This is a genomic window from Streptomyces sp. NPDC001292, from assembly GCF_042896465.1.
Classification (GTDB): Bacteria; Actinomycetota; Actinomycetes; order Streptomycetales; family Streptomycetaceae; genus Streptomyces.
Genome location: NZ_JBIAXG010000021.1, coordinates 65,834 through 77,918, shown reverse-complemented (window position 1 = coordinate 77,918; position 12,085 = coordinate 65,834). Strand labels below are relative to the sequence as shown.

Sequence of the window (12,085 nt, the reverse complement as noted above, 5' to 3'; positions counted from 1 at the left end):
CGCTCCTCCAAGCTCTTCGAGCAGGGGGGACCCCAGCCGCGTTGTCGTCGGTCGGCGGGGCTCCGCCCTGCCGCCGTCCTCCGCCTTGCGGTGCTCCCCCACCGCCTGAAGGGGTGGGAGGTGCCCCCAGCACCAGACCCCGCTCCCTGATCCGGCCCGATACGAACGGAAGACCCCAGTGAGCCGGTGAGCCGTACGGGTGTTCAGCCCGTGGTGAGCCGTACGGGTTGCGTGCCGGAGACGAGAGCCGACAGGGCCTGGTCGATGTCGGGGCCGAGGTACCAGTCGCCGGTGTGGTCGAGGGCGTAGACACGGCCTTCGCTGTCGATGGCGAGCAGGGACCCGCTGTCGGTCTCGGTGCCCAGCGGGCAGACATCGGTGTCCAGGGCGCGGCCGAGGTCGCCGAGGGTGCGGGCCATGTGGAGGCCGTGCAGCGGGTCCAGGTCGAGGGCGGCGGGGGCGATCTGGCGGCCGACTCCGGTGGGCGAGACGCGCAGGCCGCCGAATTCCGCCCAGGCCTCGACCGCGGCGGGGAACACGGCGTGGTGGTGACCGGCGGGCGAGAGGTGCTCGCGCAGGGCGTCGGCCCACATCTCGGCCTGCTTTATGTCCCAGCGTCCCGGTTGCCAGCCGGCGGCGCGCAGCGCGGCGTCGACGGGCCCGGCGAAGCGTGCTGGGGTTCCACCCTGTCCGAGCGGAGCCGAGGACTTGGGGAAGGAGGCGCGGTCGGCGTGCATCTGCCCTTCGTTCGTGGATCGTGCCGCGGCGGGTGGCGCCGTGGCGAATGGTGCCGGTGGGGGGTTTCGTGGCGGCTGCGGCCGGGGGCGTGGTCGGCCGGGTCAGCCCTTCCCGGCGGTGGGGTCGACGACGCGGACGCCGAAGTGGGCGCTGAGCGCGGTGCAGGCCCGGCAGGGGCCGGCGAAGCTGCCGTGCAGGGGGTCGCCGTCCTCGCGGATGCGCCGGGTGGTGAGTTTGGCGTGCTTCAGGCTCTTGCGGGCCTCGCCGTTGCTCATGGGTTTGCGGGAGGCACGTTTGCTGCGGGCGGCGTCGGCGGCGGTGATGTGCCGGGAGATGAGGATCGTCTCGGCGCAGCGGCCGGTGAAGCGGTCGCGCTGGGCGCTGGTGAGGGCGTCGAGGAAGTCCTGGACAAGGGGGTGCAGGGCGGGTGGCTCCTCGCCGCGGGCGGCGGTGCCGGTGAGGGTGGCGCCGCGCACGGAGAGCGCGGCGGCGACGGTCGGCAGGATGCCGTCGCGGCGGTGGCGGAGCGCGGGGGCGTGCGGTGTCTCGGCGCTGCTCCAGCCGACTCTGGGGTCGCCGAAGGCGCTCGCGTGCGGTCCCGTCTGCGTGGCGTTCATGATCGTTTTTCCCTCCCGTGCATCCCCCCGAAACTCACAGAGTGCCAAATGCCGTGGCTGCTGCGGAAGCTGGGGCGGTGTGACACACCCCGTCCGGGGCAGCGCGTCACTGGAGGGTGACGGCTGGTCACGGCGGGGCCGGGTCGGCGGGTGGCGGCCCGGTGACCGGTGACGTCGTACCGCATAGGCTGTCGGCACGCCGCGATGCGCGCGGTGGACGCGTTGGAGAGAAGTAGGGATACGGGCCTCGGCGGGGCGGAGCAGCGAGCCGGTCGCCGTGGGCCGTACAGAGCGCCGCAGGGGGCAACAGCCATGACGACAGGTCGGCTCGGGCTTGGGGTACCACCCGGCCGCCAGGCTGGGGGACAGGCCGCGCCGCCGAACGCGGCCTATGCCGGGCAGGTCGTGCACTTTCCGGATCCGGTCCGGGCCGCACGTCACCCGAGAGGGGTGCGGGTGGACGACCGCGGTTTCCCCGACTTCTCGCCTTACGCGCGGGCCGCGGTGGAGATCGCGGAGCCGCCGCAGGGGTTCGGGGTCGACGAACTGCGGCTGACGGACTACGTGTCCGCGAACGCGGCGATGGCGGCATCGGGACACGAGCTGTGGGACACGGTGCCGAACGTGGCGACCCCGCACGGCTGGACGTGGCACCACGCGGCCGGCTCCCGGCGTCTGGAACTGGTCCCGGTGGAGGTGAAGGCGCTGCTGCGCCACCACGGCGGGATCGCGACCGCGAACGTCGACCAGAACAAGCGGGGCACCCGCCCGTTGCAGGAGACGCGGCCGGCGCACTTCCGGCTGCCGAAGTCGGGTGCCCCGGTGTCGGAGCAGCAGGTGCAGGGCGTCGAGGAGGACCTCGGGTACCGGCTGCCGGGCGCCTACCGCACGTTCCTGAAGGCGGCGGGCGGTTGCGCGCCCGTCGGGACGGCCCTGGACGCGGAGTTGGGGCTGCTGGTCGACCAGCCGTTCTTCACGGTCCGCGAGGAGGCGGCGGTCAACGACCTGGTGTACGTCAACAAGTGCCTGCGCGACCATCTGACCAAGGACTACCTGGCCGTCGGCTTCGTCCAGGGCGGACTGCTCGCCGTGAAGGTGAAGGGCGAGCGGATCGGTTCGGTGTGGTTCTGCGCGTACGACGACGCGCGGGACGTGGATCCGTCCTGGCCGCAGGCGGAGCGGGTGCAGCGGTTGCTGCTGGCGTGCGGTGAGGACTTCGACGCGTTCCTGTCCCGGCTGGCGGGTTCGCCGCCGGAGTTGGAGACGGTGGCGAACCTGATGGTGGACGGCGGTTTCGCCCGTGCCGTGGCCGTCTCGTCGGTGGGGGAGTGAGTCGAGCGATGGTGACGTTCGCGCAGGCGCAGGAGCGCGCGGAAGAGTGGATCAACGGTGACGTGCCCGCGTACCAGCACCGTGAGGTGCGGGTACGGGAGTTCGAGCTGGGCTTCGTGGTGTGGGCCGAGGACCGTGAGGGCGGCCCGCGCCTGGACGGGGGCGCGCAGCGGCTGGTGATCGCCCGGGACAGCGGGGAGGCCACGCTGTGGCCGGCGCTGCCGGTGGGCGAGGTGGTCCGCCGGTACGAGGAGGAGTACGGCCGGGTCGAGCCGGCCGCCGACGCGGCCCCGGCGCCTCCGGCGAGAGTGGACCTGAACCAGACGTCCTTCCTGCTGAGCCCGCCTGAGTGGCTTCAGGAGGCGGCGGACCGGATGGGCATTCCCGACCGGCGCGGCGAATCGGGCACGGGTGGCGGCGCGGCCGCCGCCGCGTCGGCGGCGGCCGGGAGCGGTTCGCTTCCTCAGACGCAGGCAGGGGTGCCGGTGGGCGCGTCCGCGGACGCGGGTGCGCCGGGTACGCCGGCCGGGGCGACCCCGTGGGCGGGTACGGACACCAACGCCGATACCGGGGACGACCGTTCCGTGCCGCTGCCGGCGACCGTGTTCGCGCCGCCGCTGAGCGGCTCCGACGACACCCCGCCGCCCGCCGCCCCGCCGGACGCCAAGACGGCGCTGATGGCGGGCGGCAGCGCGCTCCCGCGCACGACGCTCGCACCGGCGGTGGACGACCCCAACCGACCGGTCCCGCCGGGCACTTCACCCGTCCCGGGTGCGCCGCAGGGCAGTACGCCGCCGCCGTCCGGGCCGGTGGGTGACGCCGGGTACGGGTATCCGCAGGGGCCGGGTGGGCCGGGTACGCCGCCGGTGCCGGGTGCGGTGCCGGGTGCGCCGCAGGGCAGTACGCCGCCGCCGTCCGGGCCGGTGGGTGATGCCGGGTACGGGTATCCGCAGGGGCCGGGTGGGCCGGGTACGCCGCCGGTGCCGGGTGCGGTGCCGGGTGCGCCGCAGGGCAGTACGCCGCCGCCGTCCGGGCCGGTGGGTGACGCCGGGTACGGCTATCCGCAGGGGGCCGGTGGGCCGGGTGCTCCGGCGGCTCCGGGTACGCCGCCTCCGCCGTCGGTTCCGGGTGTGCCGGCGCCGGGCGGTGCCAGTCACGGGCGGCCGCTCGCGCCCAACGCCGGTGACATCGCCGACGCCGCGACCAGTAAAGCGGCGCCTCCGCCGCGCCGTGGGGGCGGTTCGTCCACGCCTCCGCCGCCGGGTGCTCCGGGCATGCCGGGCGCGCGGCCCAGTGGCTCGTCCACGCCGCCCCCGCCGGGCGCCGCGGGCGGCTATGTGCCGACCCAGATGGTGTCGTCGCTCGGCCCCGACGGGCCCGAGGGCCTCACCGGTCCGGGCGCGCCCGGCGGTACACCGCCGGGCGGCGTCCACCACGCCGCCACGATGCTCGCCGACCCCGGCCAGAGCGGCGGGGGCGCCCCGCGCCCGCCGGCTCCGCCCGGCGCTCCGCAGCCGCCGACGCCCCCTGGCGCCCCGGGCGCTCCCGCCGCCCCGGGCGCCCCCGGTGTGCCGCCGGGCGCCCCCGGCGCGCCGGGCGCCGTGCACCACGCGGAGACGATGCTGGCCGCGCCCCCCTCGGGCGGCCCCCATACGCCTCCCCCGCCACCGGGCGCTCCCGGTGTCCCGGGCGGCCCGGGCGGCCCTGGTGTGCCTCCGGGCACCCCGCCGCCCATGCCGCCGGGCGCGGTGCCGCCGCCGGGCACGCCGCCCGTGCCCGGTCAGGTGATGCCGGGACAGCCGTCCGTCCCTGGTCAGGTGATGCCGGGACAGCCGCCCGTGCCCGGTCAGGTGATGCCGGGACAGCCGCCCGTGCCCGGTCAGGCGATGCCGGGACAGCCGCCCGTTCCGGGCCAGCATCCCCCGGCCTACGGCTACCCCCAGCAGGGGCAGCCGACCGTCGGGCCCGGCTACCAGGCCGTGTTGCGCTACCGCGCGCACGACGGTTCCGAGCAGCAGCTGATCCGGCGCTCCGCGCCCGGCATGCCGCACCCGGAGTGGCAGATCTTCCACGAGCTGCGGGCCATGAACGTGCCGCCGGACCGGGTCCTGGAGCTGCACACGGAGCTTGAGTCCTGCCAGTTGCCGGGCGCGTACTGCGCGCGGATGATTCGTGAGCAGTGGCCGCAGGCCCGCATCGCGTCCATCGCCCCGTACGGCACCGACCACGCGAGCCGTCAGCAGGGGATGCAGCAACTGCTCGCTCACCAGGGTGAGTTGCACCAGGTCGCGGACGGGCCGGCCCGTCCCGGACCGGTGCGTGCGCCGCTGCCGCCGGTGCAGCCGGTGCCGCCGATTCCTCCGGAGGGGATCGCGCAGGAGCTCGCGGCAGCGTTCGGGCCGGGGGTCTTCCGCTTCGATCAGGCGGCGGTCTCCCGGCAGGGCGTACCGCCGGTCGTGGCGCACACGCTGGTGGTGGCGGGTCTGCCCATGGACCTGGGCCCGTTCTTCTGGGCGCAGGCCCAGCCGGGGCGCCCGGTGCCGACGCTGGCGGAGCTGGCGGCCGAGCGCGGGGCGCAGCCGGCGTCGGACGCGGGTTCCTACCTCGTCATGGGCAGCGACTTCGGCAAGGCGATCTGCGTGCAGTACGGCACGGCGAACATCGTGGCGGTGCCCGTGGAGGCGGGGCCGGGCGGTGCGCCCGTGGCGCCGCAGTTCGTGAACACCGGTCTGCCGGAGTTCGCGCGCTGCCTGGCGCTGCTCGGCCGGATGTGGCGGCTGCGGTTCGGCCTGAACCAGGAGCAGGCGGGCCGCTGGACCGTCGACTTCCAGGCGCAGTTGGCCGCGCTCGACCCGGCGGCGCTCGGTTCGCCCGAGAGCTGGTGGTCGGTGCTGCTGGAGCAGATGTGGGACGGGCTGCTGTGAGCGTGTGAGCGCTCGGCGCAGGGGGCCGGACCCGGTCGTGTGACCGGGTCCGGCCCTTTTGTGGTCGAGGTCGACCACCGGTTGTGCCCGGAGTGTCGCGTTATGGACATTTCCGCCCAATCCCTCAAGATGTGCGCGAATCACCGACGCGGAGAGGGGTCCAGGATGGGCAGCGCACCGATGTCGCTCCACGGCTTCGTGGTCGTACGGGGACGCGGCTACCGCCCCGATCAGGTGAACGCCTTCGCGGACGCTCTCTCCGACGACCGGGACGGGGCCTGGGAACGGGCCGCGCGGCTGACCGTCCTGGCCAGGAGGATGGAGGAGGAACTCGCGTCCCTGCGGGAGAGGCTCGCCCGGCTCGGCGAGCAGACCTACGAGTCGCTGGGCGAGGGTGCCCGGCGGCTGTACGAGTTGGGACTCGAGGAGGCGCGGACGGTTCGGGAGCGAGCGCGGCAGGAGGCGGCCGAACTGCTGGAGACGGCACGGACGCACGCGGACGGTGCGCTCCGGGACGCGCGGGCGCACGCCGACGTCGTACGCGCCGAGGCCGACGAACGGGCCCGGCAACGGCTCCTCGCGGCCCGGGCGGAGGCCGACGACATCCGGATCTCGGTGCGGCGCGAGGTCAAGGAGTCCCGCGGCGAGGCGCTGGCGGCGCTGCGGGAGATGCGGCAGCGCACGTCCGGGATGCTCACCGAGCAGTCCCGTGAGTACGCGGACGCACTCGTCGAGGCGGAGCGCGAACTGACGGAACGTCAGGCCGCCCTGGAAGCGGAGCACACCGAAAGGACGGCGGCGGCCGAGACGGCACTGTCCGCGGCGGAGCAGGCCCTCGCCGACGCGCGGGAGGCGGCGCGGCGGGAACCGGAGGAGACACGCGTGCTGGCGGCGGAGATGCTGGCCGAGGCGCGGCTGCGGGCGGACCGGATCGCCCACGAGACCGAGCAGGTACTGCGCGAGCACGGCGAGGTGTGGGACGACGTACGGGCCCAGATGGACACCGTGCAGGACAGCATCACAGCCCTGAAGGAAGGAGCGTGGGCCGAGTAGTGCCCAGCGACCCACCGCCTCACTCCTTCAGTACCGGGAAGCGGCGCGGCGCCAGTACCAGCAGCACCGTGAACGCCAGCGCCGCCGCGCAACCCGCTCCCACGTACACCGCGTGCACCGCGTCCGCGATGGCCCGCCGTGTGGCCTCCGGGGCCGTGCCCGAACTCAGTGCCCGTGTCACCGAGTCCAGGTCGCTCGTGCCGCCGAGGCGCGCGGCCAGCACCCCGTTGGCGACCGCGCCGAAGACGGACGCGCCGAGCGTCTGGCCGGTCTGGCGGCAGAAGAGGACGGAGGCGGTGGCGGTGCCCCGCTCCGACCACCCCACCGTCGACTGGACGCCCACGATGAGGGGGAGCTGGAACAGGCCGAGGGCCGCACCCAGCACCAGCATCAGCGCGGTGGGCTGCCAGGCCGCGCCGGGGTAGGGCAGGAAGGGGAAGGCGAACAGGGTCAGCGCCGCCGCCCCGATGCCGAGCATGGCCGTGTTGCGGAAGCCGATCCGCCGGTAGACGTGCTGGCTGAGCGCGGCCGACACCGGCCAGCTCAGCGTCCAGACCGACAGGACGAAACCGGCGGCCACCGGCGCCAGGCCGAGCACCGACTGGGCGTACGTCGGCAGGAAGACCGCCGGGGCGACCATCAGCAACCCCAGGGCGCCCAGGGCGAGATTCACCGCGGCGATCGTACGGCGGCGCCACACCCAGCCCGGCAGGATCGGCTCGGCCGCCCGCCGTTCGATCACCACCACGACGGCGGCCAGCGCCAGCCCCGTACCGAACAGGGCGAGCGACGGCGCCGACAGCCACGGCCACGCCACCCCGCCCTGCACCACCGCGGTGAGCAGGGCGCCCGCGCAGGCGAACACCGCCAGCGCGCCCGCCCAGTCGACGCGCGGGCGGGACCGCGCCGCCCGCTCCGGCTCGTGGAGGTGCCGGACGATCAGCCACAGGGCCACGGAGCCGATCGGAAGGTTGACCAGGAAGATCCAGCGCCAGTCGGCGTAGGCGGCCAGGACGCCGCCCAGCGCCGGTCCGGCGATCGCCGACACCGCCCACACCGTGGAGAGCTTCGCCTGGATCCTCGGGCGCTGCTCCAGCGGGTACAGATCGGCGGCGAGTGTCTGGACCGTGCCCTGCAACGCCCCGCCGCCCAGGCCCTGGACGACGCGGAAGGCGATCAGCGCGCCCATGTTCCAGGCGCCGGCGCACAGCAAGGAGCCGACGAGGAAGACGACCGCGCCCGCGACGAGCACCGGTTTGCGGCCGAAGGTGTCGGACAGCTTGCCGTAGACGGGCAGAGTCACCGTCACGGCCAGCAGATAGCCCGAGAACAGCCACGAGAACACGGAGAAGCCGCCCAGGTCCCCGACGATCTGCGGCACGGCCGTCGACACGATCGTCGAGTCGAGCGCGGCCAGCGCCATGGCCAGCATGAGCGCGGCGACGACCGCGCCCCGCCGGTCGGTCGCGCCGGGCCGAGCGGCCTGCCGTGTCGCGGGTTCGGTGCTGCCCACCCCGGAATCCTTTCCCCCTGCATCCATCTGCCGCCGGACAGCTTCCCACTTGACCTTCCCGTAGCGGGAGGGCGGAGGCTGAGGGGGCCGGGAGACGGAGGCGACCCTGAGAAGGGGTCCACCCATGGGGGGAGACCCCCTAGGGGAAGCTCCGTACCCGGGGTCGGGGAGGGTTCGTACCGGCGGAGGACGAGCGTGGACGGGGGCGGTCCTTAACCTGGCTTCACGCCGCGGGGGGCGGTACGCCGGAGCGGCGGGGGTGGGGTTTTCCCCAGGAGAAGACTGCGCTGAGCACCAGCGCGCCGGACACCCCCCGTCGAGCAGACTCGACGGCGTACCGCAGCGCACGACGTACACACACCCGACTTCCACGCGATTCACGACCAGGCGCGACTCACCACCGGACCGACATAGGAGACTTGACGTGACAACGGCTGTGACCATTCCCAGGCACGGGGGTACTGGAGGGACTACGGCCGTCGCCGCGCGGGCGCGGCAGGTCGTGAAGGCGTACGGGGCCGGGGAGACCCGTGTCGTCGCCCTCGACCACGTCGACGTGGACATCGCCCGCGGCCGGTTCACCGCGATCATGGGACCCTCGGGCTCCGGCAAGTCCACGCTGATGCACTGCCTCGCCGGTCTCGACACCGTGACGAGCGGCCAGATCTTCCTGGACGAGACCGAGATCACCGGGCTGAAGGACAAGAAACTCACGCGACTGCGCCGGGACCGGATCGGTTTCATCTTCCAGGCGTTCAACCTGCTGCCCACGCTGAACGCGCTCGAGAACATCACCCTGCCCATGGACATCGCCGGCCGCAAGCCGGAGCGGAAGTGGCTGGAGCAAGTGGTGGAGACCGTCGGCCTCGCGGGACGGCTCAAGCACCGGCCCAACCAGCTCTCCGGCGGCCAGCAGCAGCGCGTCGCCGTGGCCCGGGCCCTGGCCGCCCGGCCCGAGATCATCTTCGGTGACGAGCCGACCGGCAACCTGGACTCCCGCGCGGGCGCCGAGGTGCTGGGCTTCCTGCGCCGGTCCGTGGACGAGCTGGGACAGACGATCGTGATGGTCACGCACGACCCGGTGGCCGCCTCCTACGCCGACCGCGTGCTGTACCTCGCCGACGGCCGGATCGTCGACGAGATGAACCAGCCGACGGCCGATCAGGTCCTCGACCGCATGAAGGACTTCGACGCCCGGGGGCGTACGTCATGACCGTCCTGAAGACCTCCCTGCGCAACTTCTTCGCGCACAAGGGACGCATGGCGCTGTCGGCCGTGGCGGTGCTGCTGTCGGTGGCCTTCGTGTGCGGCACGCTCGTGTTCACCGACACCATGAACACCACGTTCGACAAGCTGTTCCAGGCGACGGCCTCGGACGTGACGGTCAGCGCCAAGACCTCGTCCGACACCGGTGAGACCACCTCCCGCACCGGCAAGCCGCCGGTCATGCCGGCCTCCGTGCTCGGCGAGGTGCGCCGGGCCGAGGGTGTGCGGGCGGCCGAGGGGACGGTGTTCTCCACCTCGGTGACCGTCGTCGACGCCGACAAGGACAAACTGTCGCCCAGCAGCGGCGCGCCCACCATCGTCGGCAACTGGAACGACAACGAATCCCGCACCATGAAGATCACCTCCGGGGCGGCGCCCAAGGGCCCGGAACAGGTGATGGTCGACGCGGACACCGCCGACAAGCACCACCTGAAGCTGGGCGACGAGATCGGTGTGATCACCGCGGTCGGCACCCACCGCGCGCACGTGTCCGGCATCGCCGCCTTCACCGTCACCAACCCCGGCGCGGCGATCTTCTACCTGGACACCAGGACCGCCCAGCAGACCCTGGTCGGCCGGAGCGGTGTGTACACGAACCTCAACGTCACGGCCGCCAAGGGCGTCACCGACGAGCAGCTGAAGAAGAACGTGGCCGCCGCGCTCGGCACCGGCTACAAGGTGCAGACCGCCAAGGAGGTCGCCGACGCCAACCAGAAGGACATCGAGAGCTTCCTGAACGTGATGAAGTACGGGATGCTCGGGTTCGCCGGAATCGCTTTCCTCGTCGGCATCTTCCTGATCATCAACACCTTCTCGATGCTCGTCGCCCAGCGCACCCGGGAGATCGGCCTGATGCGCGCCATCGGCTCCTCCCGCCGCCAGGTGAACCGGTCCGTGCTGGTCGAGGCGTTGCTGCTGGGCGTGGTCGGCTCCGTGCTCGGCGTCGGGGCGGGCGTCGGCATCGCGGTCGGCCTGATGAAGCTCATGGGCGCGATGGGCATGCACCTGTCCACCGACGACCTCACGGTCGCCTGGACCACCCCCGTGATCGGCCTGGTCCTCGGCGTGGTCGTCACCGTCCTCGCCGCCTACCTGCCCGCCCGGCGGGCCGGCAAGGTCTCCCCGATGGCCGCCCTGCGCGACGCGGGGACCCCGGCCGACGGCAGGGCCGGGACCGTGCGGGCCGTCCTCGGCGTGGTCCTCACCGGCGCCGGCGCCGCGAGCCTGTACGCCGCCGCCGGCGCCGACAAGGCCACTCAGGGCTCGGCGTGGCTGGGCCTGGGCGTGGTGCTCACCCTGATCGGCCTCGTCGTCGTCGGCCCGCTGCTCGTGGGCGGCCTGGTCCGCGTCCTCAGCGCGGTCCTGCTGCGGATCTTCGGCCCGATCGGGCGGATGGCCGAGCGCAACGCGCTGCGCAACCCGCGCCGCACCGGCGCCACGGGTGCCGCGCTGATGATCGGCCTGGCCCTGGTGGCCTGCCTGTCGGTGGTCGGCTCCTCGATGGTCGCCTCCGCCACCGACCAGCTCGACAAGACCGTCGGCACGGACTTCATCATCCAGAGCGACAACGGCGAGGTCATCACCCCGCAGGCGGTGAAGGCCGTGAAGGACGCCCCGGGGCTGGAGCGGGTCACCGAGTACAAGCTCGTGGACGTCTCCCTGACCACCCCGGACGGCCGTACCTCCAAGAACGAGATGATCAACGCGGCCGACCCGACCTACGCCCAGGACCTGCGCACCAAGACGGTGGCCGGCACGCTCGCCGACGCCTACCGGCCCGACTCGATGTCCCTCCCCGAGGGCTTCGCCAAGAAGCACGGCGTCAAGCAGGGGTCCACGATCGAGGTCGGTTTCAGGGGCGGCACGACGGCCAGGCTCACGGTCCGCGCGATCACCAGCGACGACGCCGTGATCGACAAGGGCGCGATGTACGTCTCGACCACCACGGTCGCGAAGTACGTGCCCGCCGACCGGATGCCGCTCGACCTGCTGCTCTTCGCCTCCGCCAAGGACGGGCAGGAGACCGCCGCGTACCAGGCGCTCAAGTCCGCGCTGCACGACTACCCGCAGTACACCGTGCGCGACCAGACCGACTACAAGGAGGAGCTGCAGAACCAGATCGGCCAGCTGCTGAACATGGTCTACGGCCTGCTCGCCCTGGCGATCATCGTCGCCGTCCTGGGCGTGGTGAACACCCTGGCGCTGTCGGTGGTGGAGCGGACGAGGGAGATCGGCCTGATGCGGGCGATCGGCCTCTCCCGCCGCCAGCTGCGCCGCATGATCCGCCTCGAGTCCGTGGTGATCGCCCTGTTCGGCGCGCTGCTGGGCCTGGGGCTGGGCATGGGCTGGGGCGCGACCGCCCAGAAGCTCCTCGCCCTGGAGGGCCTGAAGGTCCTGGAGATCCCCTGGGGCACGATCGCCGGAGTCTTCATCGGCTCGGCCTTCGTGGGCCTGTTCGCCGCCCTGATCCCGGCCTTCCGGGCAGGCCGGATGAACGTACTGAACGCGATCGCGACGGAGTAGCGAGCGCGGCGCGATCCCTCCGTGGACGGGGGTCACGGGGAAGCCCGGTGCCGGGAAGTCAGGGGGACTTCCCGGCACCGGGCGTGTGCCGTAGGGGCCGCGGGGGCGGGAGCAGGGTT

8 protein-coding genes are annotated in these 12,085 nt (G+C 73.3%); 5 read left to right on the top strand and 3 right to left on the bottom strand.

Annotation, left to right across the window (positions count from 1 at the left end; genetic code table 11):
* Positions 1-203 precede the first annotated feature (203 nt).
* Complete coding sequence (locus ACFY4A_RS22370; protein ID WP_390831127.1) at positions 204-737, bottom strand: SUKH-3 domain-containing protein; 534 nt, start codon at positions 735-737, stop codon at positions 204-206.
* A 102-nt stretch (positions 738-839) separates the two neighbouring features.
* Positions 840-1,355 (bottom strand): YwqJ-related putative deaminase, encoded by a 516-nt coding sequence (locus ACFY4A_RS22365; protein WP_390831126.1) that lies wholly within the window; start codon positions 1,353-1,355, stop codon positions 840-842.
* Positions 1,356-1,667: 312 nt separating this feature from the next.
* Here ACFY4A_RS22365 and ACFY4A_RS22360 point away from each other — a divergent pair, with 312 nt between their 5' ends.
* The 3 genes from ACFY4A_RS22360 to ACFY4A_RS22350 all read left to right on the top strand — a co-directional run bounded on the left by ACFY4A_RS22360 (position 1,668) and on the right by ACFY4A_RS22350 (position 6,664).
* Complete coding sequence (locus tag ACFY4A_RS22360; RefSeq protein WP_390831125.1) at positions 1,668-2,687, top strand: SMI1/KNR4 family protein; 1,020 nt, start codon at positions 1,668-1,670, stop codon at positions 2,685-2,687.
* Between the two features lie 8 nt (positions 2,688-2,695).
* A complete protein-coding gene (locus ACFY4A_RS22355) occupies positions 2,696-5,611 on the top strand; it encodes an SUKH-4 family immunity protein (protein ID WP_390831124.1) in 2,916 nt (971 codons plus the stop codon).
* 165 nt (positions 5,612-5,776) lie between these two features.
* Positions 5,777-6,664, top strand: coding sequence for a cellulose-binding protein (locus ACFY4A_RS22350; protein ID WP_390831123.1), 888 nt, complete (start codon positions 5,777-5,779; stop codon positions 6,662-6,664).
* Between the two features lie 19 nt (positions 6,665-6,683).
* Here the strand turns inward: ACFY4A_RS22350 and ACFY4A_RS22345 are convergent, their stop codons facing one another.
* Positions 6,684-8,177 carry an MFS transporter gene (locus tag ACFY4A_RS22345; RefSeq protein WP_390831122.1) on the bottom strand — a complete coding sequence of 498 codons (1,494 nt, stop codon included), beginning with the start codon at positions 8,175-8,177 and terminating at the stop codon, positions 6,684-6,686.
* A 424-nt stretch (positions 8,178-8,601) separates the two neighbouring features.
* On the opposite strand from ACFY4A_RS22345, the gene ACFY4A_RS22340 reads away from it, so the two are divergent.
* The gene (locus tag ACFY4A_RS22340) at positions 8,602-9,390 is read left to right on the top strand and encodes an ABC transporter ATP-binding protein (protein ID WP_390831121.1); all 789 of its coding nucleotides are present in this window, start codon (positions 8,602-8,604) and stop codon (positions 9,388-9,390) included.
* The gene (locus ACFY4A_RS22335) at positions 9,387-11,966 is read left to right on the top strand and encodes an ABC transporter permease (RefSeq protein WP_390831120.1); all 2,580 of its coding nucleotides are present in this window, start codon (positions 9,387-9,389) and stop codon (positions 11,964-11,966) included. Before ACFY4A_RS22340 ends, ACFY4A_RS22335 begins: the two co-directional genes overlap by 4 nt.
* Positions 11,967-12,085: the final 119 nt, after the last annotated feature.

Coding starts and splice junctions, on each gene's coding strand:
- ACFY4A_RS22370 (WP_390831127.1), bottom strand. CDS start 737: ATGCACGCCGACCGCGCCTCCTTCCCCAAGTCCTCGGCTCCGCTCGGA.
- ACFY4A_RS22365 (WP_390831126.1), bottom strand. CDS start 1,355: ATGAACGCCACGCAGACGGGACCGCACGCGAGCGCCTTCGGCGACCCC.
- ACFY4A_RS22360 (WP_390831125.1), top strand. CDS start 1,668: ATGACGACAGGTCGGCTCGGGCTTGGGGTACCACCCGGCCGCCAGGCT.
- ACFY4A_RS22355 (WP_390831124.1), top strand. CDS start 2,696: ATGGTGACGTTCGCGCAGGCGCAGGAGCGCGCGGAAGAGTGGATCAAC.
- ACFY4A_RS22350 (WP_390831123.1), top strand. CDS start 5,777: ATGGGCAGCGCACCGATGTCGCTCCACGGCTTCGTGGTCGTACGGGGA.
- ACFY4A_RS22335 (WP_390831120.1), top strand. CDS start 9,387: ATGACCGTCCTGAAGACCTCCCTGCGCAACTTCTTCGCGCACAAGGGA.